The following is a 25,831-nucleotide window of genomic DNA, read 5'->3' on the forward strand; positions in this document are numbered from 1 at the left end:
CCGGGTCACGACGGGACGGACTCCGAGCTGCCCGCCCGCTGCGCCTCCCACACCGCGAGCGCCGCCAGCTGCTCCGGGGTGACGTGTTCCGGGATCGGGACGGGGGCGGGGGTGCGGAGCGGGGGCTGCCAGCCGGTCTCCGGGGTCCAGCTGCGGACGACCTTCGCCGGGGCGCCCGCCACCACCGAGTGGTCCGGCACCTCGCCACGCACCACCGCGCCCGCCGCGACGACCACGTTCCGGCCGAGGCGGGCGCCGGGGAGGACCACCGCGCCCGTGCCCAGCCAGCAGCCGGGGCCGATGGAGACCGGTTCGGAGCGGGGCCACTGGCGGCCGACGGGTTCGTCGGGGTCGTCGTAACTGTGGTTGGTCGAGGTGATGTAGACGTACGGGCCGCAGTACGTGTCCGAGCCGATCGTCACCTTCGCGTCGGCGATGACGTGGCTGCCCCGGCCGAGGACGACGCCGTCGCCGAGGGTCAGGATCGTGTCCGTGCCGAGGTCGAGGTCCGGCAGCATCCCCGCCGTCAGCGTGACCTGCTCGGCGATGATGCAGCACTCGCCGATCTCGATCCACGGCTCGCCGAAGACCGTGCCCTGCGGGAAGGCGAGCCGGGTGCCCGCGCCGAGGCGGCGGAACCGCAGCTTCCCCGGGTGCTCGGCGGTGACGGAGCCGGCCTGCTGCACCCAGCGCCAGCCGCCCTGCACGGCACGGGCGAGGACCCGGCGCCGCCAGGCGGCGAGGGATGAGAACGTGTTTCTGTTCCTGGGCACCCGGCCACCGTAGTCGGCGCCGTCGTGCCTGATCAGTGCGGTGCGCTGTGATGTCCGTCATGGGCACGGCATAGGCTGCGCCCGGGGGCACCCCCGGGCGTGGCACGACGGCTGACGATCCCAGGATCCGACCATCAGGAGCGAACCATGACAGAGGCGTTGATCAAGGCAGTGGGCGGCAAGGAGCCGCGGATCGACCCGACCGCCTTCACCGCCCCGACCTCCGTGGTGCTCGGCGAGGTCACGCTCGGCGCCCGCGCCAGCGTCTGGTACCACGCGGTGCTGCGGGCGGACTGCGGTCCGATCGCGATCGGCGAGGACTCCAACATCCAGGACAACTGCACCGTCCACGTCGACCCCGGCTTCCCCGTCTCCATCGGCGACCGGGTGACCGTCGGCCACAACGCGACCGTGCACGGCTGCGTCATCGAGGACGACGTCCTCGTCGGCATGGGCGCGACGGTGCTCAACGGGGCCCGGATCGGCGCTGGCTCGCTCGTCGCCGCCCAGGCACTCGTCCCGCAGGGCATGGAGGTCCCGCCGGGCTCCCTGGTCGCCGGCGTCCCCGCCAAGGTGCGCCGCCCGCTGACCGAGGAGGAGAAGGCGGGCATCCAGCTGAACGCCGAGATGTACCTGCTGCTCGCCAAGGGCCACGCCGAGGCCTTCGAGGAGTAAGCCGTACGGGCTTGCACGCGAAGGAGGGCGGCTCCCGTTCCCGGGTGCCGCCCTCCGCTCCGTACGCGTACGGTCCGTGCTCAGTCCGCCGCCGGGACCGGCTCCCGCTCCGTGGCCTCGGCCCGCTGCGCCGCCTTCTTGGCGCGGTTCTTGACCACCAGCATCGAGACGACGCCGATCAGCACGGCGAGGACGAGGCCCAGCCAGGAGAAGCGCTTGAGCCAGGCCTCGGCGACGACGCCGACCGTGTAGATGACGGCCGTGGTGCCGCCGGCCCACACGATGCCGCCGAGGACGTTGGCGATGAGGAACTTCCAGTACGGCATCCGCAGCACGCCCGCGAGCGGCCCCGCGAAGATGCGGAGGAGGGCGATGAAGCGGCCGAAGAAGACCGCCCACATGCCCCACTTCTGGAAGGAGTTCTCGGCGAGCCCGATGTTGGCCTCGCTGAAGTGCTTGGGGAATCTCCGGCCCAGCTTGGCGAGGAGCGGACGTCCACCCTTGCGGCCGATCGCGTAGCCGATCGAGTCGCCGACGATCGCGCCGGCGGTGGCGCAGGCGCCGAGGACGTACGGATCGATGTGGCCGTGCTGCGAGGCGAGCAGCGCCGAGCTGACGAGCACGATCTCGCCGGGGAGCGGGATGCCCAGGCTCTCCACCCCGATCACCACCGCCACGAGGACGTAGACGGCGACCGCGGGGATCGTCTCCAGCCATTCCTGCACGTGCAACGCGGCACCTCCCGTGACGACCCGACCAGGTGTGCACCGCGTCGGGCACACCCGGGCAGCGTACCGGCTCGGACGTGCCCGACCTCGACGCGCCGGTGTGAGGGCATTGTCACCCGCCCGGGAGGCAACCCGGGGGCGAGCCGGCGGGTCGGGCGCGGGGCGCACCCCCCGGACGCCGACGACATAAATGCTGGTTAAGATCCCGCCGAGCCGTGAACGGCTCGCCAACTCACAAGGGGGAAGCACCAGATGCTCAAGCAGATCACGCGCGCGGTCGCCGCGCTGGCGATCACGGCGGCCGCCACGGTCACGGCGGCGGGCCAGGCCGAAGCCCGCAGCGAACCCACGGGAACCTTCTGCTACCAGGCGCACGTGCAGAACATCGGCTGGCAGGACTGGCGCTGCGACGGGGAGTGGGCCGGGACCACCGGCCGCTCCCTCGCCGTCGAGGCCGTCCGTTTCCACGTGCAGCCGGGCAGCTCCATCCGGTTCTGCGCCATGGCCCACCGCGCGAACTACGGCTGGGACGACCGCCAGGTCTGCGTGAACGGCTCGCACACGACCGACCAGATCGGCATCGACGGGGTGAACGTCGCGATGGAGGCGATCATGTTCGCCAGCTCGCCCACGATGAACTCCGACGCCCACGTCAGCAACATCGGCTGGCAGAACGGCGCGGCCTACCTCGGCTCGAGCGAGTTCAACACGCTGCCCAACTACATGATCGGCACCACGGGCCGCGGCCTGCCGATCGAGGCCTTCTGGTTCCACACCGCGTGACGCGTGTGGCCCCCGCTCCGGCGGGGGCCACGGCACGCACGGTGCGGCGGACTACGCCTTGCCGTTGGGGCGCAGGGTCCAGACGACGGTCATCTCGCCGGTCACGGCGCCGTCCTCGCGGGTGATGTCGATCCGCACCGGGAACTCCGGCCGCTGTCCGGCGTCGAGTTCGGCGACGACCTCGGCGGCGGGGCGGCCGAGGGTGGCGGTGGCGGTGACGACGCCCATGGCGAGCTTCTTGTAGCCGATCTCGGCGCTGACGGCGAGCGGCACCGCGCGGCCCAGCTGGTCGCCGAAGGCGGCGAGCACGATGGCGCCGCTGGCGGACTCGGCCAGGGTGAACATCGCTCCGGCGTGCGGGCCGCCGACGTGGTTGTGGTAGGCGGGCTGGTCCGGGAGGCGCACGACGGCGCGCTCGGCGGTGGTCTCCAGGAACTCCAGGTTGAGGGTTCCGGCCATGGGGACCGTGGCGGCGAGCATCTCGCCGACGGACATCTGGTCTGCGCTCATGGACCGTGATGTTACCCACGAGTAGCAGCCTTGGCCATCCCTTGCCCGCCCCGGGCCGGGGGCGGGCGTGGCCGAGGGGCCCCCGCACCTCTATGGTTACTGGCCATGTGGCCAGGACAGCAGCCGCCCGGGGGCGAGCAGAACCCGCAGGACCAGAGTCAGAACCCGTACCAGCAGTCGGGGTACCAGCAGCCCAACCCGTATCAGCAGCCGCCGGCCCAGCCCGGGTACCCGCAGCCGCCGACACAGCCCGGCTATCCGCAGCAGCAGCCCGCGCAGCCCGGTTATCCGCAGCAGCCGGGATACCCGCAGCAGGGGTACGGGCAGCAGCCGGGCTACCCGAACCCGTACCAGCAGCCGACCGTGCCGCAGCAGTACGCGGTGCCGGGCGGCCCCGGACAGCCCGGACAGCCCGGCGGCGGGAAGAAGCGGACGACGGTCGTGGCGATCGTCGCCGCTGCGGCCGTGGTCGTCGCGGCCGGAGTCACCGCGTTCCTCGTGCTCGGCAAGGACGACGACAAGAAGGACGTCGCCGACAACAAGCCGTCCGCACCGGCCACCGCCTCCGCGGACCCCTCCTCCGCCCCGGCGCCCGACCCGAGCCAGTCCTCCGGGATCGCCAACCCGCGCGACGGCGCGGCCCAGCAGCCGACGATCCCCGGCTGGAAGGTCGTCTACAACCCCAAGTACGGCACCCTCTTCGACGTACCGCCGGAGTGGGAGGTGGAGAAGCCCGGGTCGATCTACTTCTTCGAGGACGAGAAGAAGCACGACGGCACCCCGCTGGTGACGATGTCCGGCCCCACGCGCTACAAGAGCAACTGGTGCTCGTACGACACCGACAAGAACGGCTCCGCCGAGACCTGGGACCTGGCCGCCGCCGGCACCAAGGGCGGCCAGGGCGCCAAGGACACCGCGTCCGCCGCGCGCGGCGAGGCCGGCACCTGGGTGTGGGGCGGCTACGCCCAGCACATGCCGCAGAGCACCATCAAGATCACCAAGTCGGTGCCGTACACGACGAAGTCCGGTCTCACCGGCAGCCTGGCGACCGCCACGGCGCCGGGCGTCAAGAAGCGCAACAAGTGCGAGTCGGACGGCAAGTCCTACGCCTTCACCTTCAAGAACGCCGCCGGCGACTTCTCGACCTGGGTGCTCTACGGGGCCGACGGCGTCAAGGACGAGCTGCCCGACGCGACGATCCGGCAGATCCTCTCCACGGTCCGGCTCGCCCCCTCCGCCTGACCCCTCCCCCTCCACCGGGCCCGGCACCGCCGGACCCGGTGGACGGGCTCCCCAGCGGCACCCCTCACACCGACGCGCCGTCCGAATATCGGTTGTCGGTACGGGCAGGAGCCGGGGATAGTCCCGGGAGTGACCTCACCCGCCTCCCCCCGCCGAGGAACAGCCCGCTCCCGCCGCCCCGAGTGGGCCGGCCGCAACTACCTCCTGCTCACCGCCGCCACGATCGTGACCAACCTCGGCACGCACGGCGCGCTGATCGCCACCACCTGGGCGGTCTTCGACTCCGGGGGCGACGCGGGCGACGTGGGTCTCGTGGCCATGGCGCGGTTCGCGCCGCTGGTCCTCTTCCTGCTCATCGGCGGCGCGGTGGCCGACCGGGTGCCCCGGCACCGGGTCATGGTCGCGGCCAACGCCCTCAACTGCGTCTCGCAGGCCGCCTTCGCCGCCCTCGTGCTCTCCGGCGAGGCCCGCGTCTGGCAGATGATGGTGCTCACCGCGCTCTGCGGCACCGGCCAGGCCTTCTTCAACCCGGCGGCCGAGGGCATGCTCATGTCCAGCGTCAGCGGGGAGCAGGCCGGCCGCGCCTTCGCCGTCTTCCGGATGGCGATGCACGGCGCCGCCATCGGCGGTGCCGCGCTCGGCGGCGCGCTCGTCGCCTTCGTCGGACCGGGCTGGGTCCTGGCGATCGACGCGGTCGCCTTCGCCGTCGCGGGCGGCCTGCGGGCCTTCCTCGACGTGAGCGGCATCCCGGACCGCGCTCCCGGCGGCGGGCTCTTCGCCGATCTGCGGGAGGGCTGGCGGGAGTTCTCCGGCCGGCCCTGGCTGTGGTCGATCGTCGCCCAGTTCTCGGTGGTCGTGGGACTGATCGGCGCGGTCGAGTCGGTGTACGGACCGCTGGTCGCCCGGGACGTGCTGGGCGGCTCGCGCCCCTGGGGCATCGCGCTGGCCGCGTACGGGGCGGGGACGGTCGCGGGTGCCGTCCTGATGACCCGGTGGAAACCGCGCCGGATGCTGTTCGTCGGGACCCTGTGCGTCTTCCCGGTCGCGCTGCCCTCGGCGGCGCTCGCGGTGCCGCTGGACGCGGCCGGCCTGACGGCGGCGATGTTCGTCAGCGGGGTGGCGATCGAGGTCTTCGGCGTCTCGTGGATGACGACGATGCACCAGGAGATCCCGGAGGAGAAGCTGTCCCGGGTCTCCGCCTACGACTGGTTCGGCTCGACGGCGCTGCTGCCGCTGTCCACGGCCCTCGCCGGCCCGGCGGAGAGCGCCTTCGGCCGGAGCGAGGCGCTGTGGGGCTCGGCGGTGCTGACCGTGCTGGTCACCGCCCTCGTCCTCTTCGTGCCGGACGTACGGAACCTGACGCGGCGCCCGCACACGAAGGAGGTCGCGGGCGCCCCCGCCCAGGAGACCTCAGCCGATGCCGAAGGCGCCCTCCGGGGGAACGGGTGACGGTACGGCCCCGGCGTCGAGGACCGGTTCCGCGCCGCCGGTGAACCGGCTGAGCGTCTCCCCGTGCTCCACGCGCGCGGGGAAGGCGTCGGCCGCGGCCCGCCGCGCGAGGCGGGCGATGTCGATCTCGCGTGCGGAGGCGACCAGGACGGCGTTCCCGAAGCGCCGGCCGCGCAGCACGGCGGGCTCGGCGACGAGCGCCAGCTCCGGGAAGACGGCGGCGAAGGTGGCGAGCTGGGAGCGGAGGAACGGGAAGGGCGCCCCGTCGGCCAGGTTCGCGGCGTACAGCCCGCCGGGCCGCAGCACGCGCCGTACCTCCCGCGCGTACTCCACGGAGGTGAGGTGCGCGGGCACGCGCGAGCCGCCGAAGACGTCCCCCACGATCAGATCGGCCGAGTCGTCCGGCGCCGCCTCCAGCCAGGCCCGGGCGTCCGCCCCGTGCACGGTGGTCCCCGAGCCCTCGGGCAGCGGCAGGTACTCCTCCACGAGGGCGAGCAGCCCCCGGTCCGCCTCGACGACCTCCTGCCGCGAGCCGGGCCGGGTCACGGCCACGTACCGGGGCAGCGAGAGCGCCCCGCCGCCCAGGTGCACCACGTCCAGGGCCGCGCCGGGCTCGGCGGCACCGTCGACGACATGCGCCAGGCGCCGCGCGTACTCGAACTCCAGATACGCCGGATCGTCCAGGTCCACGTACGACTGGGGCGCCCCGTCGACCGTCAGCAGCCAGGCCCGCTCCCGGTCGACGTCGGGCATGAGCCGCGCGGTGCCGTGGTCGACTTCGCGGATGACGGGGATGCTCTCGTTCACCCGTTCATTGTGCCGCCATCACTGGCGTGGCCCCGCACTGCTGTGGGCAATCGTTCCGCAGGGCGGAACGGGTGGGCACAGCCCCACGGTGCCGGGTTCCGGCCCCGTTCACGGCGCCCACGAGGGCTTGCCCGGACGTCAGCCCGTCCAGACCGCGGCGACCGCCTCGGCACGGGAAGCGGCCTGGGCGCGCCCCGCACGGGCCGCAGCCGCCCGGTGCGCGGGGTCGAGCGCGTTGCGTCCCATCGCCTTGCGCGACGCCGCGTCCGGCGTGATCACCTCCACCGCCGCCCCGCCCGCCGCCAGGTCCGCCCCCTGCCGCGCCGGCGAGAGCACGGCCTTGCTCCCCTGCGCGCTGGGGGCGACGACGACGATCCGGTCGTAGCCGGCGGCGAGGTGGGCGTTGGCGGTGGAGTGGATGCCGCCGTCGATCCAGCGCCGGCCGCCGATGGTCGCCGGGGGCCACACGCCGGGTATGGCGCAGCTCGCGGTGACGGCGTCGGTCAGCGGGACCCCGCTGTCCTCGTCGTAGGCGGTGAGTTCGCCGGTGACCGCGTCGACCGCGGTGACGAGCAGCGGCCGCGCGGGCCAGTCGGTGACCCGGCCGAGGCGCCGGGCGACGGCCGCGCGCCGGTCCGCCTCGGGGACGGTGGTCGCGGCGAGGGCGAGCCGGCCGAGCCTGCGCCCGTACTCCTCGGGGGTGCGGGACCGGAGGACGGCGACGGCGTACCGGAGGATCGTCGGGACCCCGAGCCGCACGGCGGGCTCGGTGGCCTCGCCGTCGAGCTGCTGCTCGTACAGGGCGCGGAGCCCGCCCTGCCCGGCGGCGAGCTGCGCCCCCACGACCGCTCCCACGGAGCTTCCGACGATCAGGTCGGCACCGGTCAGGTCGGTTCCGGCGGCGAGGAGCCCGCGCAGCACCCCGATCTCCCACGCGCCTCCGACGAGCCCTCCGGAGCCCAGCACCAGAGCCGTCCGCTTCCCCGTCCGCTTCTCCATCTGCGTCATGGACGCAGTCTGGCGCAGGAGTTGACCCGGGCGGCGGCGGGGGTGGGGTCAGAGGTTCTTGAGGGCCTCGCGGACGGAGAGCGGGGAGAGGCGGGAGCCGTGGGCGGCGACGAAGGCGCGGACTTCGGCGGGGGCCGTCTTGCCGTACTCGCGCAGGCTCCAGCCGATGGCCTTGCGGACGAAGAAGTCCGGGTGGGCCGAGCGGCGCAGGCAGTACGCGAAGAGCCGGTCGGCGTCGGTGGCGTCCTTGAAGCGGAGTTGGTGGAGGAGGGCGGTGCGGGCGACCCACAGGTCCTCGTCGTCGATCCACGCGTCCATCTCGCCGGCGAGCGCGGGGTCGGCCGCCACGAGCCCGCCGACCACGTGGGCGGCGAGGTGGTCGACCGTGTCCCACCAGGAGGTGGTGGTGACGAGCCGGCGGGCGACCGGCAGGAAGCCGGAGGAGCAGCGCTTCACGTGCCGGCGCAGGTAGTCGACGGCGAAGTAGTGGTACTCGCGCTCGGGGAGGGCGAAGCAGCGCAGGGTGATCGCCGCGCAGTCGGTCTCGTCGGGGCGCGGGGTGCCGTCGAGGACCGTACGGGACAGGGCGCGGCGCTCGGGCGTGCGGATGCCGAGGAAGGGCGCCACGCCCTTCATGTACGCGACCATCTCCTGGGCCCGGAAGGGGTTCCCCGCGGCGGGGTAGACCGTGGTGAGCCGTTCCAGGACGGTGTCGGCGAGGGCGCTCGCGGGCGGCGCGGTCTCGGTCATGGGGCCCTCTCGGTCACGGCGCGCCCCGGGAGCGCGCCCGGACGTGCGTGACGCGCGCCCCGGGCGGACATGACGCACATTACGGCGATCATACGGACGCGTCCGTTACTCTCCCCGAATGCTCGCTCCCGTGCCCCGGCCGCCGGGCTCCCTCGCCGTCCGCTGCTCCCGGGCCCTGCTCTCCCCCCGCTCGCGGCTCTCGCTGCTCGCTCTGCTGCTGCTCACGGCGGCCGCCCTCGTGGTGCTGTACGAGCCGCAGCGGATGTTCACCTCGGGCTGGCCGCCGCACACGAGCGGCGCCGGGGCGGTGCTGCTGTTCGCCCTCGCGTACGGGGCGTGCGCGGCGGCGTTCGTCCCGCGGCCGGTGCTCAATCTGGCGGCGGGCGCGCTCTTCGGTTCCGCGGCGGGTCTGACGGGGGCGCTCGCGGGGACGGTGCTCGGGGCGGGGATCGCGTTCACCCTCGGCCGGTTCCTGGGGCAGGACGCGCTGCGGCCGTTCGTGCGGGGCCGCTGGCTGACGGCGGCGGACGGGCAGCTGAGCCGGCACGGTTTCCGTTCGATGCTGGCGATCCGGCTGTTCCCGGGGGTGCCGTTCGCGGCGGCCAACTACTGCGCGGCCGTCTCCCGGATGGGGTACGTGCCGTTCCTCCTGGCGACGGCGCTGGGTTCGCTGCCGAACACGGCGGCGTACGTGGTGGCGGGCGCCCAGGCCGGTTCGCCGGGCTCGCCGGCGTTCCTGTTCTCCTCGGGGTTCATCGTCCTGTCGGGCCTCGGCGGGGCGGTGGTGGCCTGGCGCAAGCGGCACCGCCTGCGGGCCGCCGTCCCGGCTCCCCGGCCGGAGCGGGAGCCGGTCCTCAAGTAGCGGCCACGGGCCTCGCCGTAGGCTTGTCATCTTGTACCTGTACGCTGCGCACGACCTTCTGACCGCACACGTACAAACGGGACGGCCCTAGCCCCATGAGTTGGTTCGAATCGTTCATCCTCGGACTCGTCCAGGGGCTGACGGAGTTCCTTCCCATCTCCTCCAGCGCGCACCTCCGTCTCACCGCGGCCTTCGCCGGCTGGAACGACCCGGGTGCGGCCTTCACGGCGATCACGCAGATCGGCACGGAGACCGCGGTCCTGATCTACTTCCGCAAGGACATCGCCCGGATCGTCTCGGCCTGGTTCCGCTCGCTGACGAACAAGGCGATGCGCTCCGACCACGACGCCCAGATGGGCTGGCTGGTGATCGTCGGCTCGATCCCGATCGGTGTCCTGGGCGTCACGCTCAAGGACCAGATCGAGGGCCCGTTCCGTGATCTGCGGCTCACCGCCACCACGCTGATCGTCATGGGCGTCGTCCTCGGCATCGCCGACCGGCTCGCCGCCCGCGACGAGGTCGGCGGCCGGCACCGGGCCGCGCGCGAGCGCAAGACGCTCAAGGACCTCGGCGTGCGGGACGGCCTGATCTACGGCGTCTGCCAGGCGATGGCGCTCGTCCCCGGGGTCTCCCGGTCCGGCGCGACCATCTCCGGCGGTCTACTCATGGGCTACACCCGCGAGGCCGCCGCCCGGTACTCCTTCCTGCTCGCCATTCCGGCGGTGCTCGCCTCCGGCGGGATGGAGCTGAAGGACGCGGCCGCGGACGGCGGCGTCTCCTGGGGTCCGACGATCTTCGCCACGATCGTCGCCTTCGCCGTGGGCTACGCGGTGATCGCGTGGTTCATGAAGTTCATCACCACGAAGTCCTTCATGCCGTTCGTGATCTACCGGATCGCGCTGGGCATCCTGCTGTTCGTCCTGGTCGGCGCGGACGTCCTGAGCCCGCACGCGGGCGAGTCCGCCGGCTGACGTGACGACGGGAAAGGGCCCGCACGGCTGTGACCGTGCGGGCCCTTCCGCGTCGTGCGGCGACCCATGGGTCCGCACGCCTTCTCATCCGCCTCGCGGCGCGAATACCATGGCCCTGCGTTCCGGTCCGCTCGCCGTGTGTGACGCAGGGGGTGCTGTTCGTCCGGGTGGCCGGTCTCGCGATTTCGTCATCGGATCCGTGACTCATGGAATTGGGTGACCCATGCCTCCTCGGCTCGTCGGCCATCAGGGCTCTCTGGCGGGACAGCAGTTTCCGATCGGCGCCACACCGCTCACCCTGGGTCGCAACGGCGACAACAGCGTGGTGATAACGGTGGGGAACGTCTCGCGCTTTCACGCCGAGGTGCGTCGCGAACGCCACGGATTCATCCTCTACGACAGCGGCAGCAGCAATGGGACACGCGTCAACGGGACGCGTGTCACCTCGCACGAACTGCAGCCCGGAGACCTCATCGAGATCGGCACCGAGACGTTCCGCTTCGAAGCCGCCGACGCGATGGAGACCATCCTCGACCTCTCCGTGCTCGGGCCGGTCACCCCGTCCGAGGCCACCCTCGCGGCGGGGCCGGTCCTGGAGGTCACGGTGACCGGCGGCGGCCCCGTCGGTCTGGGCTTCGCCCTCCTCCTGGAAAGCCTCATGGGCCCCCGCGTGGCGATCACCGTGTACGACGGCCGGTGGGTGCGGGACGGGGCGAAGGTCGTCTGGAAGAGCGAGGGACAGGGCAACGTCAGGCGGCAGCAGGTCGTCACGGTCCAGAGCCGCCAGTACCTGAACCTTCCCGAAGAGGTGCAGGCCCGGCTTTTCCGCGGCGACGCGTACTCCGAGATGTGGCCGGTCGGCCCCGATTCGCTCCGTGGCCGCAAACCGAGGAACCTCCGCATCGCCTACATCGAGGACACCCTCCTCGAACTGGCCAACGAGAAACCGGAGCGGATCCGGCTGGTTCCCGAGGTCTTCGACCCGGCCGAGTACCACAGGGCGGAGAACCGGGGGCACGTACTCGCCGTCTGCGAGGGGAGCCGCTCCCGGACGCGCGAGTATTTCACCGACAAGTTCGGCAACGCCGACAAGTCCATCTACTCGCTCTCCGGTGAGCACGTTCAGGACGTGGTCCTGGGCCTGCGCGTCAAATCGACCCTGACGGACCCCATGACGGTCCTGCTGACCGTGGCCCAGAACCGCTTCCTCCTCAACGCCCTGCGCGGCGAGGGTTTCCTGAACATGCGGCTCACCGACGCCGAGGCCGCGGAAGTGGTCGGCATCGACCCGGTCCGGCACGTCTTCGAGGAGTGCATCGCCTCACGCCCGTGCGTCATGGGACGGGACGGCCACGGCGACTTCCAGTGCTCGACGCACAGCACCCTCTTCCTGCCCGCCATGGTCAGGGGTTCGGCCCTGTGGAGGCGGGTGAAGGAGGGGCTGGCGCTGTTCGGCGTCGCCGAACGGGACCTGAGCGCCGTCACCGCCTTCCGGCTCGACATGGTGCAGCGGCCCCGGTTCACCACCCGGCTGCTCCCGGCCACGTCGACCACCCCGGGGACGTACGGCTTCCTCCTCGGCGACGCCGCCAACGCGATCCACTTCTGGCCCGGCCGCGGACTCAACAGCGGTCTGGGCTCGGCCATCTCCCTGGCCCGTTCCCTCAACGGCGGCTGGACCGGCCGGGCGTTCCGGGACGCCGACTTCGCCCGCCACGAAGCGGCCATGTCCATGCTCCAGTACCGGCACAAGAGCCGTGCCTGGAACACGATGATCACCACCGACGAGAACGGCGTCAGCCGCGCGATCAAGGAGAAGATCGCCCAGAGCATCGAGGAGGCGGAGGGGAAGGACCTGGAGAGGGACGCGGACATCGACGCGCTCATGGAACGGCTGCGGGGAATCCGCGACCGGCTGGCACCGCGCGTTCCCGGCATGCCCGACGACGCGACCCTCCGGAACCACCTGGAGACGCTCGGCTCCTCCACCCTGCGGACCCTGTGGGAGAGCGGAGCCTGGGACACCCTGATGGTCGGCGGCGAAGAGGTGGACATCGACATCTTCTACCAGCAGGCCGTGCCGGCCGCGCCCGACCCCGCCAGGGCCCCCGCCCCGAACTGATCGCGCGAGCCCCCGGCGGCGCCCGTCCGTCCCGCCCGGCCGCGGCCCGGGTCCGAAGCGGGAGGCCCGCTCGTCCGACGCCGGGGGCACCGCCGCATCCGCGCGCACCCGCCGGGGCGAAGAACCGGCGTAGGGCGTGTACGCCAACGCGATCGGCGAAACGGATCAGCGCATGAACACTCCAAGCCCGGCCGGAGGCGCCCGCTGCCTGGTCACCGGCGCGACCGGCTACATCGGGGGCCGCCTGGTACCGGAGCTCCTCGACGGCGGTCACCGCGTGCGCTGCCTCGCCCGGCACCCGGACAGGCTCCGTGACTTCCCCTGGGTGGACCGGGTGGAGGCGGTGCGCGGTGACGTCACCGACGCCGTGAGCCTCCGCGGGGCGCTCGACGGCGTCGACGTCGCCTACTACCTCGTCCACTCCATGAGCTCTACGGCGGAGTTCGAGGACAAGGACCGCCGGGCCGCCCGTGTCTTCGCCGCGGAGGCCCGTTCCGCCGGCGTGCGGCGGATCGTCTACCTGGGCGGCCTCACCCCGCCCGGAGTGCCGGAGGACGAGCTCTCGCCGCACCTGCGCTCCCGCGCCGAGGTGGGCCGCATCCTCCTCGGCTCGGGCGTCCCCACCACGGTGCTGCGGGCCGCCGTCGTCATCGGTTCCGGATCGGCCTCCTTCGAGATGCTGCGGTACCTGACGGAACGGCTGCCCGTCATGGTCACGCCCAGCTGGGTCGGCAGCAGGGTCCAGCCCATCGCCGTGCGCGACGTCCTGCGGTATCTGGTGGGGAGCGCCGACATGCCCGCCGACGTCAACCGGACCTTCGACATCGGCGGACCCGACGTGCTCAGCTACCGGGAGATGATGGTGCGGTACGCCGAGGTCGCCGGTCTCCGCAAGCGCCTCATCGTCCCCGTGCCCGTCCTCACCCCACGGCTGTCGAGCCACTGGATCGGTCTCGTCACACCGGTCCCGGCCTCCCTGGCCAAGCCCCTCACCGAGTCGCTCCGGCACGAGGTGGTGTGCGGCGAGCACGACATCGCCCGGTACGTTCCCGACGGACCCGGGCGGCCCGTCCCCTTCGAGGAGTCCCTCCGCCTCGCCCTCCGCCGGGTGCGGGACGCGCGGGTCACGACCCGCTGGTCGTCCGCCTCGCCGCCCGGCGCGCCGAGCGACCCGCTGCCCACCGACCCGGACTGGGCGGGCGGCAGCCTCTACACGGACGAACGGTCACGCGCCGTCGACGCCGACCCGGACGCACTGTGGAGGGTCGTCGAAGGCGTGGGAGGGGAGAACGGCTGGTACTCCTTCCCGCTGGCCTGGGCCGTCCGGGGCTGGGCCGACCGGCTCGTCGGCGGCGTGGGACTGCGGCGCGGCCGCAGGGACGCGACGCGTCTCCGGGTCGGCGACGCCCTGGACTTCTGGCGCGTGGAGGAGATCGACCGCGGCCGGCTGCTCCGTCTCCGGGCCGAGATGCGCCTGCCCGGCCTCGCGTGGCTGGAGATGATCGTCGAACGGGACGAGGCGGGCCGTACGTCCTACCGGCAGCGGGCGCTCTTCCATCCGAAGGGCCTCGCGGGCCAGGCGTACTGGTGGAGCGTCTCCCCCTTCCACGCCGTGGTCTTCGGCGGCATGGCCCGGAACATCGCCCGGACCGCAGAGACGGAGAGCGGGCGGCGGGACGGGCGGTGACCACCTCCGCTCCGCATGCGTCCGGGTCCCGCGAAAGGCCCGCTCCGCGCGCACCGGCACGAGGAGACCGCGGCGATGAGCCGTTCACGGGACCTCCGGGGACGTACCTCGGTCGTCACGGGCACCGTCCGAGGCCCGGGAGCGGGCCTTGCGCCCGGGGGGGGCGGTCCCGCCCGTCACCGGCCCTGACCCGAGGTGCTGGTGGCCGTCCGGCCGGGCGGCCGGGGCATCACCCAGCGGATCAACGCGGTGACGACGAGGCCGCCCCGCCGCGCGAAGGGCAGGAGCAGCCGGATGCTCACCGGCAGGGGGAGCAACTCCCTGGCCCAGGAGGGCAGGAGGTCCACCGCGGCGGCCGCGAGGAGGGCGTACGGAAGGCGCACCGGCCACGGCAGCGGCGGCGCGGCCAGCAGGTAGTGGGCCGTGGCCGCCGACTCCTCCGTGGCCGCCAGCTCGGGGCGCCGCCGGTCCAGCGCCTCGACGAGAGCGGCCTCGGTCACGGGTGGCCGGGGAACGCCCAGCCGGCGGGCGACCGACGCCATGTCCTCGACGTAGGCGTCCCGCCGGGCCCCGGTGAGCGGGGCCCGGCCGTACTCCTGGTACGCCCGCAGGAAGCAGGCGGTCTCGGCGATGTGCACCCAGGCGAGCAGTGCCGGGTCCGAGGCCCGGTAGGGCACCCCGCCGGGCGTCGTCCCGGTGACCCGGGCATGCACCCCGCGCACCCGCGCGACCGCCCGCTCGGCGTCCTCCGCCGGCCCGAACGTCGTCTCCGCCAGGAAGGTGCTGGTGCGCTGGAGGCGCCCCCAGGGGTCACCGCGGAACCCCGAGTGCGCCCATACGGCGGCCATGGCCACCGGATGGAGGGACTGCAGGAGGAGCGCCGCGAGCCCTCCGACGTACATCGAGGCGTCCGCGTGCACGACCCGGATCGGCCGGTCCGGAGCGAACCAGCGGGGGCCCGGCGTGCCGTGGATCCGGGCGCGCTTCCGATGGGCCGTGGGTCCGGCCACTCGCAGCAGCAGCGCTTCCCCGGCCCTTCCACGCAGCCTGTCGATCAGCACCAGGGACACGGGAATCGCCTCCTGCCTCACTTACCCGCCGCGCGGCACACCCATGCGGCACGGCCCCTGCCCGGGACGCGGGGCCACCGGTGTTCTCCGGCCCGGCGAAGGCGGCCGCCCCCGCGCGCATCCGGCATGCGGGGCGGCGCGGAACCGTGGGGGTGGGACATCCATACGCCGGCGGCGCGCTCGCGACCGGCGGCCGAGCAGGGAGGACGCGATGACCGTCGCCGTCGTTCTGTACACCTCCGACCTCCGGGTGCACGATCACCCGCCGCTGAGGGCCGCGCTCGACGGGGCGCAGGAGGTGGTGCCGCTGTTCGTGCGTGATCCGGCCGTGGACCGGGCGGGCTTCGCGGCCGCCAACCGGCTGGCCTTCCTCGCGGACTGTCTGGTGGACCTCGACCGGGCGCTGGGGGAGCGGGGCGGCCGACTCGTGGTGCGGAAGGGGGACACGGTCTCCGAGGTGAGGGCGCTGGTGCGGCAGACCGAGGCCGACGAGGTGCACCTGGCCGGCGGTGTGACGGCCTTCGCCCGGGCGAGGGAGGAACGCCTGCGCAAGGTGCTGGAGGAGGACGGCTGCCGGCTGTACGTGCACGACGGCGTGGTGGACGTCGTGCCGCCCGGCGACGTCACCCCGCAGGGATCGGACCACTTCGCGGTCTTCACGCCGTACTACCGGCGCTGGGCGGGCGAACCCCTGCGCGCACCGCTGTCCGCCCCGAGGGCGGTGCGCGTGCCGACGGGGGTGCGGTCGGAGCGGATGCCCCGGCGCTCGGACATCGCCGACGTGTCGCCGGGGCTCGCCGCGGGAGGGGAGGGCGAGGGGCGCAAGCGGCTCGCCTCCTGGCTGACGGCGCACGGTGACGCGTACGAGCAGCGCCACGACGACCTGGCGGGGGACGCCACGTCGCGTCTCTCGCCGTACCTCCACTTCGGGGCCGTCTCCGCCCTGGAGGCCGTGCAGCGGGCCAGGAGGCGCGGCGGTGCCGGGGCGGAGGCCTTCGTGCGCCAGCTGTGCTGGCGCGACTTCCACCGCCAGGTGCTCGCCGCCCGGCCCCGGGCGGCGGGCGCGGACTACCGTCCTCGTCACGACCGCTGGCGCCGGGGTGCCGGGGCCGAGGCGGACCTGGCGGCGTGGCGCGAGGGGCGGACCGGCTATCCCGTCGTCGACGCGGCGATGCGGCAGCTCGCCCACGAGGGCTGGATGCACAACCGCGGGCGGCTGCTCGCCGCTTCCTTCCTCACCAAGACGCTGTACATCGACTGGCGGGAGGGCGCCCGGCACTTCCTCGATCTGCTGGTGGACGGCGACGTGGCGAACAATCAGCTCAACTGGCAGTGGGTGGCCGGCACGGGGACGGACAGCCGTCCCCACCGCGTCCTCAACCCCGTGCTCCAGGGCAAGCGGTACGACCCGGACGGCGCCTACGTCCGGCGCTGGGTGCCGGAGCTCGCCGGCCTCGGCGCGCCGGCCGTCCACGAGCCCTGGCGGCTCTCCGGCCTCGATCGGGCCGCCTACGACTACCCGGACCCGCTGATCGGGCTCTCCGAGGGGCTGGAGCGCTTCCGCCGGGGCCGGGGGGCCTCCTGAGCGGAGCCGCGTCTCCCGGCGCGGACGGGTGGATCGATGCGCACCGCTTGCGTTTCGATGCGGAAACGATGCGAGTTGAGGGGCAGGGGGTTCCCGCCGGAACGTGAGGACACGGAATCGACGAGGTTCCGCCGTACCGCCGCTCCGAGACCGGCGGTCGCACGTCCCGGTGGTCACCCGCGCCGCCGCCGCCCGGAGGAGGAACCGTCATGACCGCGCACCGGACGACCGGCCGCCCCGCCACCTCGACGGAGCCCCGCGCCCAGCGCGTGAGGTGCGACACGGCGGCCGACGACCGGATCGCCCGAGGGCTGGTCCAGGGGGACGAGCGCTGCCTGGACGCGGCGTACCAGCGCTGGGGACGACTCGTGCACACGCTCGCGGCCCGTGCCCTGGGCGACCACCGCGAGGCGGAGGACGTCACCCAGCAGGTGTTCGTCGCCGCCTGGCGGGGCCGCGCGAACTTCCGCCCCGACCGGGGAACCCTGTCGGCCTGGCTCACCGGCATCACCCGCCGGAAGATCGCCGACGCGCTGACCGCCCGCACCCGGCGCGCCGAACTCACCGCGGCCCTCGGCGCCGCCCTGGAGCACACCGGCGGCTCCCGCGAAGGCCCCGAGCGGATCATCGACCGGCTCGTCGTCACCGAGGAACTGGCCAGGCTCCCCCGCGTCCAGCGCGACGTCCTGGAGCTCGCCTACTTCGCCGACCTGACCCAGACGCAGATCGCCCACCGCACCGGCCTGCCGCTCGGCACGGTCAAGAGCCACGCCCGTCGCGGCCTCCAGCGGATGCGCCACAGCCTCGCCCCCGCCGCGACCGGCGGGTGAGAGGCGGCCTCACTCCTTCGCGCCCGCGGCCGGTTCCCCGTACAACCGGGAGATCACGCCGATGGCCTCGGGCAGCCCGGTGGGACGCACCATGCCGGGGGCGGGGGGCCGGCCGAGCCAGCCGGGGCCCGCGAGCAGGACCACGGGGGTCCTGCGTGCTCCCCGTACTCCGAACGCCGTCCCCGCAACGTGCCGGGCCAGGGCGTGGTGCGCGGTGGACCTCGTCTGGGACCAGAGGGCGACGGCGGCCGGACCCGAACGTCGCACCGCCGCGTCGAGGGCCTCCGCGGGGACCGCCGCGCCGAACATCCTGGTCGGCAGGCCCCGCTCGGCCAGTCCCGCCGCGAGTGCCTCCAGGGGCAGCGAGTGCTGCTCCCCGGGGACGCATGCCAGCACGACCGGAGCGGCCGGGGACGCCGTCGCCGGACCGGTCACGGCGGCCCGGCGCAGGGCGGTGGAGATGTGCCAGGAGAGCAGGTGCTCCACCTCGACGTAGCGGTCTTCGGACGACTCCCACTTGCGGCCCACGGCGTGCAGCGTCGGGACCATGATCTCCTGCCACGCGGTGACCAGGCCGTGTTCGGCCAGCGCCTCCTGGAGCAGCCCTTCCACGGCGGGGCCGTCGAGGCGTACGGCGGCGCGGGCGAGCCCGCGGGCCTCCTGCCGTACGTCGCCCAGCGGCAGACCGCCGCCGGGTCCGGGCCGACGGGGCCTCGCGGGGGCCACGGGGGCGTCGGGGGTGGCGTCGGGAACGGTCGGCTCCGCCGAGGTCCGCGCCCGCCGGGCGGCCCTCGCGGCCTCGGCGGGCGGGACGCCCGAGGCCGTGAGGCGGCACATCTCGTCGAGCATCGCGATGTCCGCCGGGCTCCACCGCCTGTGCCGTCCGTCCGCGCGCACGGCCGGGCCGATGCCGTACCGCTGGTCCCAGGAACGCACCGTGGTGGGAGAGACGCCCAGACGCCGCGCCACGGCGCCGGTCGTGATCCCGTGAGCCGTATCGGACATGTCAGCCACCCTACGAGGTCAGGACGATGCGGAAACGACGCGAGGAGGGGAGGTCCGCGCGGGCCGGGGCCCTCAGCCCCGGTAGGGCACCCTGGCGATCTCCTCGATGCCGCCCAGGGTGCCCCACTCGTTCTTGCCGAGCCGGGTCAGCGGGCGCATCAGGGTCATCTCGGGGTGGCCGTCGACCATGACCGACCCGTCGACCGCCGCGTGCACGACCCGGCCGAACACGACCGTCGAGTCGCCGATCCGCAGCGTGCTGTGCAGCTCGCACTCCAGGGCCACCGGCGACTGGGCGACCCGCGGCGCCTTCACCCGCAGGCTCGGCTCCCGCTCGATGCCGCATGCGTCGAACTCGCTCACCCCGCGCGGGAAGTCCGTCGCCGTGGCGTTGATCCGCTCGAAGAGGCCCTCGGGGGCGAGGTTCACCACGAACTCCCCCGTCTCCTCCACGTTGCGCAGCGAGTCCTTGCGTCCGACCGAGGTGAACTGCACGACCGGCGGGGCGACCGAGGAGATGGTGAAGAAGGAGTGCGGGGCGAGGTTGTCCGTCCCGTCGGCCGAGACCGTGGACACCCAGGCGATGGGCCGGGGCACGACGGTGGCGGTGAGGAGGCGGTAGAAGGAGGTGCGGTCGGTCAGTCCGGGATCGATGTTCACGCGCATGGCGGCCAGTATGACCGGCGCGCCGACCGTCATCGCACACCTGCACGACCCTTGGCCTCCGGCCTCCGCTCCCCGACACTGAGCCGATGACGCAGCGCGTGGACCTCGCGACCGTGATGGACCGATTCGCCCTCGACGACCTGGTCACCGGCTATGCGGCGGCCGTGGACGAGGGCGACTGGAACGCCTACCGGGGCCTGTTCGCCCCGGACGGCAGGGCCGACTACCGGGGCTCGGGCGGCATCGAGGGGCCCGCCGCGGAGGTCGCCGAGTGGCTGGCCGAGACGCTCCCCCTCTTTCCCGTACGCCAGCACCTCATCGTGAACCGGCGGGTGCGGTTCTCGGAGCCGGGCGGCTACCCGGAGACCGGGGACCGGGCGGACGTCGCCGCCGACTACGTGAACCCGATGCGGTTCGCCTCCGGCGAGGACTTCGTCTGCGGCGGACGCTACGCCTTCGCGGCCCGCCGCACCGCCGACGGCTGGCGGCTGACCTCGGTCGTCGTCGACGAACGCTGGCGCCGCCACGGCTGACCCCGGACACGGCCCGGGCGTCACGGAGACTTGAGGCATCGACGGGAGGCACGTCATGCGTGGTCCGTTCGTGGTCCGCCGCCCCGGAGGCCGGGCCGACCGCTCCCCCGCTCCCCGACGCGGCGGGGGCGGGGCGGCGCGCTCCCTGCTCGCCGTCTGCTGCGGGGCCCTGCCCGTGCTCGCCTTCCCGGCTCCCGGGCTCTGGTGGTGGGCCTGGCTGGCGCTCGTCCCGTGGCTGTTGCTGATCCGTACGGCGCCGGGGGCCCGCCGGGCCGGTCTCGACGGCTGGTCCGGCGGGTTCGGCTTCATGCTGGCGATGCACCACTGGCTGCTGCCGAGCCTGCATGTGTTCCTGCTTCCGCTGGCCGCGCTGCTCGGTCTGCTGTGGCTGCCCTGGGGGTGGCTGGTCAGGGGACTGCTCGGCGGCACCCCCTCACCGCTGCGGGCGGGCGCGGCGCTGCTCGCGGTGCCCTCGGGCTGGCTGCTGGTCGAGCTGGCCCGGTCCTGGGAGGGGCTCGGCGGACCGTGGGGGCTGCTGGGGGCGAGCCAGTGGCAGGTCCCGGCGGCGCTGCGGCTCGCCTCGGTCGGCGGGGTGTGGCTGGTGAGCCTCCTCGTGGTGGCGGTGAACACGGCCGTGGTCCTGCTCGTGACGGTGCCGGGGCGGCGTTCCGTCGGGGTGGTGGGGCTCGTGGCCTGCGCCCTGGTGGCGGGGACGGCCGCCTGGGGCGTTCCGGCCCCGCGGGAGAGCGGGTCGGTACGGGTGGGCCTCGTGCAGCCGGGGGTGTTCGGCGGCCCCGACGGGCCCGCGCTGCGTCTCGCGCGGGCCGAGGCGCTGACCCGCTCCCTCGCCGGGCAGCGCCTTGACCTGGTCGTGTGGGGCGAGAGCGGGGTGGGCGCCGATCCGGCGGGCGACCCGGCGCTCGCGGCCCGGCTGGCCGCGCTGTCGCGGGCGGTGGGCGCGCCGCTCCTGGTGAACGTGGACGCACGGGCCGCCGGCCGTCCCGGCATCTACAAGAGCGCCGTCCTGGTCGGCCCGGCGGGTCTCACGGGCGAGCGCTACGACAAGATGCGGCTCGTCCCGTTCGGCGAGTACATCCCGGCGCGCCCGCTCCTGGGCTGGGTGACCTCCGCCGGCCGCGCCGCGGAGGAGGACCGGCGGCGCGGCACCGAGCCGGTGGTGATGGCCCTGCCCGCCCGTGCGGCCGGCGCGTCCCCGCTCCGGGTCGGGCCGCTGATCTGCTTCGAGTCCGCGTTCCCCGACATGAGCCGGCGGCTCGCCCGCGACGGGGCGGACCTCCTGGTCGTGCAGTCGTCGACCAGTACCTTCCAGGACAGTTGGGCGCCCGCCCAGCATGCCTCGCTCGCGGCGCTGCGCGCGGCCGAGACGGGACGGCCCGTCGTCCACGCGACGCTCACCGGGATCAGTGCCGCGTACGGTCCCGACGGACGGCGGATCGGTCCGGTGCTCGGCACGGACGCGAGCGCCGCCGTCGTGCGCGAGCTGCCGCTCTCGGGGACGACGACGGCCTATGTCCGGTGGGGCGACTGGCCCTTGTACGGGGCGCTCGCGGTGGTCGGCGCGGTGTGCGCCGCCGAGGGCGCGGGCGCGCTCAGGACGCCTGGGTCAGCGCCTCGCGGACGACGCGCTCGCACAGCTCGTGGGTGAGCAGGGCGTCGCGGGCGCTGAGCAGGCGGCCCTCCCGTACCGAGTCGAGGAAGGCGAGGGCCGCCTGCTCGATGCCGCGCTGCCGGGCGACGGGCACCCAGTCGCCGCGCCGGCGCACGGTCGGCTGCCCCTTGTGGTCGACGACCTCGGCGAGGTTGAGGACCTGGCGCTTGGTGTCCTGTCCCGACACCTCCAGGACCTCCTCGGTGGAGCCGTTCATCCGGTTCATCATGCCGATGGCGGTGAAGCCGTCGCCGGAGAGCTGGAGCACCACGTGGTGCATGAGCCCCTCGCGGATCCGGGCCCGCACGTCGATGTGCTCGATCTCGCCGGGGACCAGGAAGCGCAGGGTGTCGACGACGTGGATGAAGTCGTCGAGGACGAGGGTGCGGGGGTCCTCGGGCAGGCCGACGCGGTTCTTCTGGAGGAGGATCAGCTCGCGCGGGTGCTCCAGGCACTGGGCGTAGCCGGGGGCGAGGCGCCGGTTGAAGCCGACGGCGAGACTGACCGAGCGCTTCTCGGCGAGTTCCACGATCCGCTCGGATTCGGCGTACTCGTACGCGAGGGGCTTGTCGACGTACGTGGGGACGCCGGCGTCCAGGAGCCGGGCGGCGATCTCGGGGTGGGCGGCGGTGGAGGCGTGGACGAAGGCCGCGTCGAGCCCTGCGGAGATCAGGGAGTCGAGGTCGTGGTGGCGGCGCTCGGCGGGCAGGTGCAGGGTGTCGGCCACTCGCTCCAGGGTCGCCGGGGTGCGGGTCTGGAGGTGCAGTTCGACCCCGGGGAGGGTGCCGAGGACGGGAAGGTAGGCCTTCTGCGCGATGTCGCCGAGTCCGATGCAGCCAACCTTCACGGGGTCTCCCTTGTCGTCGTCCGCCGGCCCCTGCCCGTGGGGGCCGTTCGCGCAGGTCAGCTTACGCGGGGCGGGCCCCGTGGGAAGGGGCGTCGACCGGCGGGCGCCAGTCGCAGATGCCGTCGAAGCCGCGCAGGGCGAGGCCGGGGCCGAAGCGGGAGACGGCGCTGACGGCCGCGGAGCGCAGGGCGACGGCGGGACGGGCGGCGAGCAGGGTGAGCGCGCCGGTGCGGGCGGCCTTGCGGACGATGGCGGTGGTGCGGGGCAGCCGGTCGGCGGTGTACGCGGCGAGGGCGCGGCCCGGCGCGAAGCCGGCGGCGGCGCCCGCGTGGTGGGCGAGGACGACGGCGTCCTCGACGGCCTGGTTCCCGCCCTGGCCGAGGCTCGGCATCATCGCGTGCGCGGCGTCGCCGAGGAGGGCCACCCTGCCCCGGTGGAAGGCGGGCAGCGGGTCGGGCAGGTGGTGGACGTCGTGCCGCAGGATCCGGTCGGGCTCGACGCCCGCGAGGAGTTCGGGGACGGGGTGGTGCCAGTCCCCGAAGAGCCGGAGCAGTTCGGCCTTCTCGTCGTCGGGCGCGTGGGCGCCGGCGGGGGCCGTGGCCATGGCGTACGCGTAGACCCGGCCGTCCTTGAGGGGCTGGCTGCCCCACAGCCGGCCCGCGCCCCAGGTCTCGTGCGGGGCGAAGGGGCGCCCGGGGGCGGGGACGACGACGCGCCAGGTCGTGGCGCCGGAGTAGCGGGGCCCGGGGTGGTCGGGGAAGAGCGCCCCGCGGGTCGCCGAGCGGATGCCGTCGGCGCCGAGGACGAGCTCGGCCTCCAGCTCGCCCGGGGCCGCGCTCCCGGGGCCGGTGACCGTGAGGCGGGCGGGGCGGTGCTCGTCGCCGGGGTCGGTGACGGCGGCGGTCACGCCGGTGCGGACGACGCCCTCGGGGAGGGCGGAGGTGAGGATCTCGACGAGGGTGGCGCGGTGGAGGAGGACGAGGGGCCCGCCGAAGCGCTCGGCGGCGGCCTTGGCGTCGGTGCGGGCGAGCCAGCGGCCGCCGGGGGTGCGCATGCCGCCGTCGCCCTGCCAGGCGGAGAGGGCACGGACGCGGTCGCCGAGGCCGATGACGTCGAGGGCGCGCTGCGCGTTGGGGGCGAGGGCGATGCCGGCGCCGACGGGGGTGAGGTCGGCGGCGCGTTCGAGGACGGTGACCCGCCAGCCGCGCCGGTGCAGGGCGACGGCGGCGGTGAGTCCGCCGATGCCGGCTCCGACGACGACGGCACGGTGCTGTTCCATGGCTGCTCCTCGGATCGGGGCGGGACGAGAGGACGGAGGGGCCGACGCTCACTACAGGTGTAGTGAGCTCGACACCGTGACCGTACTACAGCTGTAGTCGCGCCGGTAGTAGGTTGTCCCCATGACCTCAGCCACCGCCGGGACCCCCGCCCCGGAGTCGCCCCCCTCCCGCGCCGAGCGGATCGGCGACGCCGCCCTCGCCCTCCTGGTCGAACGGGGGATGCGGGGCCTGACCCACCGCGCCGTGGACGAGCGGGCGGGGCTGCCGCAGGGATCGACGTCCAACCACGCCCGCACCCGCCAGGCCCTCCTGGAGACGGCCGTACGGCGCCAGGTCCAGCGGGAGTCCGAGGTCCTCACCCCGCACGAGCTGCCGGACCCCCGCAGCGGCGGCGACGCGCTCCTCGACGCGCTCGCGCTCGCCCTGCACCGCTACCTCACCGACCACCGCTCCCTGCTGGTCTCCCGCTACGAACTGGCCCTGGAGGCCACCCGCCGCCCCGAGCTCCGGAGCTTCTTCGACACCGCCGGGGCGACCTTCCACACCCCGCTGATCGCGATGATGACGGCGGCCGGCTCGCCGGAGCCCGAACGGCACGCGCTCTCCCTGATCGCCTGGTGCGAGGGGCTGATGTTCTCCTGCGCGGCGGGCTCCTTCCACGCTGCGGTACCGAGCCGCGCGGAACTGCGCACCGGATTCGGCGAGTTGCTGCACGGGATGCTCGGGGACCGGGACTGACGCATGCGCCCGGAAGCCGGCGGGAACCCCTGGCGCCGCCGGTGATCATGGGAGACGATGCCGCCCATGACCACCGAACACACCGAGACCGTCCCGCGCGTCGACCCGGCCACCACCACGGGCGAGCGCGAGGCGCTGGAGCAATGGCTCGACTTCCACCGCGCGACCCTCGCGAAGAAGTGCGAGGGACTCGACGACGCCCAGCTGCGCACCCCGTCCGCCCCGCCCTCGGACCTCAACCTCCTCGGCCTGGTCCGCCACATGGCCGAGGTCGAGCGCGGCTGGTTCCGCCGCGTCCTGGCCGGCGAGGAGGCGCCGTGGATCTACTCGACGCAGGAGGACCGCGACCGGGACATCCACGCCACCGACGAGGACACCTACGAGGAGGCCCACGCCACCTGGCAGGCCGAGATCGCCCGCGCGCGCGAGCTGGCCGCCGGCCGTGACCTCGACGACCTGGGCACGGGCGAGCACCGCAGCGGCGAGACCTTCAACCTCCGGTGGATCTACCTCCACATGATCGAGGAGTACGCCCGCCACAACGGCCACGCGGACCTCATCCGCGAGCGGATCGACGGCGCGACCGGCGACTGACCCCGCTCCGGGGCCGGCCCCGGGCACCGGTCCCCGGCACCGGCTCCGGGCAGGTCAAGACCGGGCCCCGCACGGCTCACCCGTGCGGGGCATTCCCCGCCGGTAGGGGCGCGAAGATCACGTACGGACCAGCAGAGTGGCGCGGGTGCATGGAACCCGAACCACAGTGAAGATCCTGGTCGGGGCGGCGGTCGCCGCCCTCGCCGGCTGCGTCTCGGTGGACGCCCCGCCGACGGCGCCCGCCCCGGCCCCCGCCCCCGCGGCCGACACCGTACGCCCCGCCCAGGACGTGGCACCGCAGATCGTCGACGGCCCGGCCCGCGAGGCGCTCGAAGCGGCGCTCCCCGCTCCCCCGCCGTCCGCCGCGCCCCGCGCGACGCATCCGGCGGAGCCGCACCGGCGGACGGCGGCACCTCCCCGGCCGGCGGCCCCGCACCCCGACCCCGTACCGGAGCGGCGCGAGCGTCCGCGCCCGGCGGCCCGGCCGGACCTTCCCGAACTGCCGGAGCTCAGGGGGCTGCCGGTGGAGCCGCCGGTCTCCCGGGCGGACGTCTGCGACCTGGGCGAGCGGTACGGGGGCTGGGTCCCCGGCAGCGGTCAGGCCGGGATCTGCCACGGCGCGTACGGCCGGTGAGGCTCCCCCGGAG

General features: G+C 74.2%; 26 protein-coding genes. 15 read left to right on the top strand and 11 right to left on the bottom strand.

What is annotated here, in order from left to right; translation table 11 throughout:
• Positions 1 to 5 precede the first annotated feature (5 nt).
• Positions 6 to 773: an acyltransferase gene (locus ACH4TP_RS22485; protein ID WP_398181904.1), complete on the bottom strand. Its 768-nt coding sequence runs from the start codon at positions 771 to 773 to the stop codon at positions 6 to 8.
• Positions 774 to 920: 147 nt separating this feature from the next.
• Between ACH4TP_RS22485 and ACH4TP_RS22490 the strand changes: the two genes are divergently transcribed.
• The gene (locus ACH4TP_RS22490) at positions 921 to 1,448 is read left to right on the top strand and encodes a gamma carbonic anhydrase family protein (RefSeq protein ID WP_389229481.1); all 528 of its coding nucleotides are present in this window, start codon (positions 921 to 923) and stop codon (positions 1,446 to 1,448) included.
• An 80-nt stretch (positions 1,449 to 1,528) separates the two neighbouring features.
• On the opposite strand, the gene ACH4TP_RS22495 is transcribed toward ACH4TP_RS22490, so the two are convergent.
• Positions 1,529 to 2,179, bottom strand: a complete 651-nt coding sequence (locus tag ACH4TP_RS22495; protein WP_398438917.1) for a DedA family protein — start codon at positions 2,177 to 2,179, stop codon at positions 1,529 to 1,531.
• Positions 2,180 to 2,428: 249 nt separating this feature from the next.
• Between ACH4TP_RS22495 and ACH4TP_RS22500 the strand changes: the two genes are divergently transcribed.
• The gene (locus tag ACH4TP_RS22500; RefSeq protein WP_398181891.1) at positions 2,429 to 2,959 is read left to right on the top strand and encodes a hypothetical protein; all 531 of its coding nucleotides are present in this window, start codon (positions 2,429 to 2,431) and stop codon (positions 2,957 to 2,959) included.
• A 51-nt stretch (positions 2,960 to 3,010) separates the two neighbouring features.
• On the opposite strand, the gene ACH4TP_RS22505 is transcribed toward ACH4TP_RS22500, so the two are convergent.
• On the bottom strand, positions 3,011 to 3,454 hold the full coding sequence (locus ACH4TP_RS22505) for a DUF4442 domain-containing protein (RefSeq protein ID WP_389229709.1): 444 nt from the start codon (positions 3,452 to 3,454) through the stop codon (positions 3,011 to 3,013).
• Between the two features lie 120 nt (positions 3,455 to 3,574).
• Between ACH4TP_RS22505 and ACH4TP_RS22510 the strand changes: the two genes are divergently transcribed.
• Together ACH4TP_RS22510 and ACH4TP_RS22515 are read left to right on the top strand one after the other, a co-directional pair.
• Entirely contained in the window at positions 3,575 to 4,711 is a 1,137-nt protein-coding gene (locus ACH4TP_RS22510) for a hypothetical protein (protein WP_398438918.1), read from the top strand.
• Between the two features lie 129 nt (positions 4,712 to 4,840).
• Positions 4,841 to 6,160: an MFS transporter gene (locus ACH4TP_RS22515; RefSeq protein WP_398438919.1), complete on the top strand. Its 1,320-nt coding sequence runs from the start codon at positions 4,841 to 4,843 to the stop codon at positions 6,158 to 6,160.
• On the opposite strand, the gene ACH4TP_RS22520 is transcribed toward ACH4TP_RS22515, so the two are convergent.
• The 3 genes from ACH4TP_RS22520 to ACH4TP_RS22530 all read right to left on the bottom strand — a co-directional run bounded on the left by ACH4TP_RS22520 (position 6,122) and on the right by ACH4TP_RS22530 (position 8,725).
• On the bottom strand, positions 6,122 to 6,967 hold the full coding sequence (locus ACH4TP_RS22520) for a spermidine synthase (protein WP_398181882.1): 846 nt from the start codon (positions 6,965 to 6,967) through the stop codon (positions 6,122 to 6,124). The genes ACH4TP_RS22515 and ACH4TP_RS22520 overlap by 39 nt on opposite strands.
• 138 nt (positions 6,968 to 7,105) lie before the next feature.
• Entirely contained in the window at positions 7,106 to 7,975 is an 870-nt protein-coding gene (locus ACH4TP_RS22525; protein WP_398438920.1) for a patatin-like phospholipase family protein, read from the bottom strand.
• Between the two features lie 48 nt (positions 7,976 to 8,023).
• Complete coding sequence (locus tag ACH4TP_RS22530) at positions 8,024 to 8,725, bottom strand: DNA alkylation repair protein (RefSeq protein ID WP_398438921.1); 702 nt, start codon at positions 8,723 to 8,725, stop codon at positions 8,024 to 8,026.
• Between the two features lie 118 nt (positions 8,726 to 8,843).
• Here ACH4TP_RS22530 and ACH4TP_RS22535 point away from each other — a divergent pair, with 118 nt between their 5' ends.
• The 4 genes from ACH4TP_RS22535 (at position 8,844) to ACH4TP_RS22550 (ending at position 14,367) form a co-directional block, all read left to right on the top strand.
• Positions 8,844 to 9,587 (top strand): TVP38/TMEM64 family protein, encoded by a 744-nt coding sequence (locus ACH4TP_RS22535; protein ID WP_398181873.1) that lies wholly within the window; start codon positions 8,844 to 8,846, stop codon positions 9,585 to 9,587.
• Positions 9,588 to 9,682: 95 nt separating this feature from the next.
• Complete coding sequence (locus ACH4TP_RS22540) at positions 9,683 to 10,558, top strand: undecaprenyl-diphosphate phosphatase (protein ID WP_398438922.1); 876 nt, start codon at positions 9,683 to 9,685, stop codon at positions 10,556 to 10,558.
• Positions 10,559 to 10,781: 223 nt separating this feature from the next.
• Positions 10,782 to 12,680, top strand: coding sequence for an FHA domain-containing protein (locus tag ACH4TP_RS22545; RefSeq protein ID WP_398438923.1), 1,899 nt, complete (start codon positions 10,782 to 10,784; stop codon positions 12,678 to 12,680).
• Positions 12,681 to 12,852: 172 nt separating this feature from the next.
• Positions 12,853 to 14,367 (top strand): SDR family oxidoreductase, encoded by a 1,515-nt coding sequence (locus ACH4TP_RS22550; protein WP_398438924.1) that lies wholly within the window; start codon positions 12,853 to 12,855, stop codon positions 14,365 to 14,367.
• A 176-nt stretch (positions 14,368 to 14,543) separates the two neighbouring features.
• Here ACH4TP_RS22550 and ACH4TP_RS22555 read toward each other — a convergent pair whose 3' ends face one another.
• Positions 14,544 to 15,437, bottom strand: a complete 894-nt coding sequence (locus ACH4TP_RS22555) for an oxygenase MpaB family protein (RefSeq protein ID WP_398438925.1) — start codon at positions 15,435 to 15,437, stop codon at positions 14,544 to 14,546.
• 211 nt (positions 15,438 to 15,648) lie between these two features.
• Between ACH4TP_RS22555 and ACH4TP_RS22560 the strand changes: the two genes are divergently transcribed.
• Both ACH4TP_RS22560 and ACH4TP_RS22565 read left to right on the top strand, forming a co-directional pair.
• On the top strand, positions 15,649 to 17,022 hold the full coding sequence (locus ACH4TP_RS22560) for a cryptochrome/photolyase family protein (RefSeq protein WP_389229524.1): 1,374 nt from the start codon (positions 15,649 to 15,651) through the stop codon (positions 17,020 to 17,022).
• A 209-nt stretch (positions 17,023 to 17,231) separates the two neighbouring features.
• The gene (locus tag ACH4TP_RS22565) at positions 17,232 to 17,852 is read left to right on the top strand and encodes a sigma-70 family RNA polymerase sigma factor (RefSeq protein WP_398438926.1); all 621 of its coding nucleotides are present in this window, start codon (positions 17,232 to 17,234) and stop codon (positions 17,850 to 17,852) included.
• A gap of 9 nt (positions 17,853 to 17,861) precedes the next feature.
• On the opposite strand, the gene ACH4TP_RS22570 is transcribed toward ACH4TP_RS22565, so the two are convergent.
• Together ACH4TP_RS22570 and ACH4TP_RS22575 are read right to left on the bottom strand one after the other, a co-directional pair.
• Positions 17,862 to 18,857: a MerR family transcriptional regulator gene (locus tag ACH4TP_RS22570; RefSeq protein WP_398181848.1), complete on the bottom strand. Its 996-nt coding sequence runs from the start codon at positions 18,855 to 18,857 to the stop codon at positions 17,862 to 17,864.
• Between the two features lie 72 nt (positions 18,858 to 18,929).
• Positions 18,930 to 19,523 carry a flavin reductase family protein gene (locus ACH4TP_RS22575; RefSeq protein WP_389229533.1) on the bottom strand — a complete coding sequence of 198 codons (594 nt, stop codon included), beginning with the start codon at positions 19,521 to 19,523 and terminating at the stop codon, positions 18,930 to 18,932.
• Positions 19,524 to 19,609: 86 nt separating this feature from the next.
• On the opposite strand from ACH4TP_RS22575, the gene ACH4TP_RS22580 reads away from it, so the two are divergent.
• Positions 19,610 to 20,056: a nuclear transport factor 2 family protein gene (locus ACH4TP_RS22580; protein WP_389229535.1), complete on the top strand. Its 447-nt coding sequence runs from the start codon at positions 19,610 to 19,612 to the stop codon at positions 20,054 to 20,056.
• Positions 20,057 to 20,111: 55 nt separating this feature from the next.
• Positions 20,112 to 21,722, top strand: a complete 1,611-nt coding sequence (gene lnt / locus ACH4TP_RS22585) for an apolipoprotein N-acyltransferase (protein WP_398438927.1) — start codon at positions 20,112 to 20,114, stop codon at positions 21,720 to 21,722.
• Here the strand turns inward: lnt and ACH4TP_RS22590 are convergent.
• Positions 21,667 to 22,572, bottom strand: coding sequence for a Gfo/Idh/MocA family protein (locus ACH4TP_RS22590; protein WP_398181842.1), 906 nt, complete (start codon positions 22,570 to 22,572; stop codon positions 21,667 to 21,669). The two genes, lnt and ACH4TP_RS22590, sit on opposite strands and share 56 nt — an antisense overlap.
• Positions 22,573 to 22,633: 61 nt before the next feature.
• Complete coding sequence (locus tag ACH4TP_RS22595; protein ID WP_398438928.1) at positions 22,634 to 23,851, bottom strand: FAD-dependent oxidoreductase; 1,218 nt, start codon at positions 23,849 to 23,851, stop codon at positions 22,634 to 22,636.
• A 121-nt stretch (positions 23,852 to 23,972) separates the two neighbouring features.
• Between ACH4TP_RS22595 and ACH4TP_RS22600 the strand changes: the two genes are divergently transcribed.
• The 3 genes from ACH4TP_RS22600 to ACH4TP_RS22610 all read left to right on the top strand — a co-directional run bounded on the left by ACH4TP_RS22600 (position 23,973) and on the right by ACH4TP_RS22610 (position 25,818).
• Positions 23,973 to 24,590 carry a TetR/AcrR family transcriptional regulator gene (locus ACH4TP_RS22600; RefSeq protein WP_398438929.1) on the top strand — a complete coding sequence of 206 codons (618 nt, stop codon included), beginning with the start codon at positions 23,973 to 23,975 and terminating at the stop codon, positions 24,588 to 24,590.
• Between the two features lie 57 nt (positions 24,591 to 24,647).
• Complete coding sequence (locus ACH4TP_RS22605; RefSeq protein WP_398438930.1) at positions 24,648 to 25,184, top strand: DinB family protein; 537 nt, start codon at positions 24,648 to 24,650, stop codon at positions 25,182 to 25,184.
• A gap of 145 nt (positions 25,185 to 25,329) precedes the next feature.
• Entirely contained in the window at positions 25,330 to 25,818 is a 489-nt protein-coding gene (locus ACH4TP_RS22610) for a hypothetical protein (protein WP_398438931.1), read from the top strand.
• Positions 25,819 to 25,831: the final 13 nt, after the last annotated feature.

Source organism: Streptomyces sp. NPDC021012 (genome assembly GCF_044333355.1).
Taxonomy (GTDB): domain Bacteria; phylum Actinomycetota; class Actinomycetes; order Streptomycetales; family Streptomycetaceae; genus Streptomyces.

Bases quoted from the DNA above. Each gene is read 5' to 3' on its own strand.
- ACH4TP_RS22490 (WP_389229481.1), top strand. From the start codon at position 921: ATGACAGAGGCGTTGATCAAGGCAGTGGGCGGCAAGGAGCCGCGGATC.
- ACH4TP_RS22500 (WP_398181891.1), top strand. From the start codon at position 2,429: ATGCTCAAGCAGATCACGCGCGCGGTCGCCGCGCTGGCGATCACGGCG.
- ACH4TP_RS22505 (WP_389229709.1), bottom strand. From the start codon at position 3,454: ATGTCCGTCGGCGAGATGCTCGCCGCCACGGTCCCCATGGCCGGAACC.
- ACH4TP_RS22510 (WP_398438918.1), top strand. From the start codon at position 3,575: ATGTGGCCAGGACAGCAGCCGCCCGGGGGCGAGCAGAACCCGCAGGAC.
- ACH4TP_RS22525 (WP_398438920.1), bottom strand. From the start codon at position 7,975: ATGACGCAGATGGAGAAGCGGACGGGGAAGCGGACGGCTCTGGTGCTG.
- ACH4TP_RS22530 (WP_398438921.1), bottom strand. From the start codon at position 8,725: ATGACCGAGACCGCGCCGCCCGCGAGCGCCCTCGCCGACACCGTCCTG.
- ACH4TP_RS22535 (WP_398181873.1), top strand. From the start codon at position 8,844: ATGCTCGCTCCCGTGCCCCGGCCGCCGGGCTCCCTCGCCGTCCGCTGC.
- ACH4TP_RS22540 (WP_398438922.1), top strand. From the start codon at position 9,683: ATGAGTTGGTTCGAATCGTTCATCCTCGGACTCGTCCAGGGGCTGACG.
- ACH4TP_RS22545 (WP_398438923.1), top strand. From the start codon at position 10,782: ATGCCTCCTCGGCTCGTCGGCCATCAGGGCTCTCTGGCGGGACAGCAG.
- ACH4TP_RS22550 (WP_398438924.1), top strand. From the start codon at position 12,853: ATGAACACTCCAAGCCCGGCCGGAGGCGCCCGCTGCCTGGTCACCGGC.
- ACH4TP_RS22560 (WP_389229524.1), top strand. From the start codon at position 15,649: ATGACCGTCGCCGTCGTTCTGTACACCTCCGACCTCCGGGTGCACGAT.
- ACH4TP_RS22565 (WP_398438926.1), top strand. From the start codon at position 17,232: ATGACCGCGCACCGGACGACCGGCCGCCCCGCCACCTCGACGGAGCCC.
- ACH4TP_RS22570 (WP_398181848.1), bottom strand. From the start codon at position 18,857: ATGTCCGATACGGCTCACGGGATCACGACCGGCGCCGTGGCGCGGCGT.
- ACH4TP_RS22575 (WP_389229533.1), bottom strand. From the start codon at position 19,523: ATGCGCGTGAACATCGATCCCGGACTGACCGACCGCACCTCCTTCTAC.
- ACH4TP_RS22580 (WP_389229535.1), top strand. From the start codon at position 19,610: ATGACGCAGCGCGTGGACCTCGCGACCGTGATGGACCGATTCGCCCTC.
- lnt (WP_398438927.1), top strand. From the start codon at position 20,112: ATGCGTGGTCCGTTCGTGGTCCGCCGCCCCGGAGGCCGGGCCGACCGC.
- ACH4TP_RS22595 (WP_398438928.1), bottom strand. From the start codon at position 23,851: ATGGAACAGCACCGTGCCGTCGTCGTCGGAGCCGGCATCGGCGGACTC.
- ACH4TP_RS22600 (WP_398438929.1), top strand. From the start codon at position 23,973: ATGACCTCAGCCACCGCCGGGACCCCCGCCCCGGAGTCGCCCCCCTCC.
- ACH4TP_RS22605 (WP_398438930.1), top strand. From the start codon at position 24,648: ATGCCGCCCATGACCACCGAACACACCGAGACCGTCCCGCGCGTCGAC.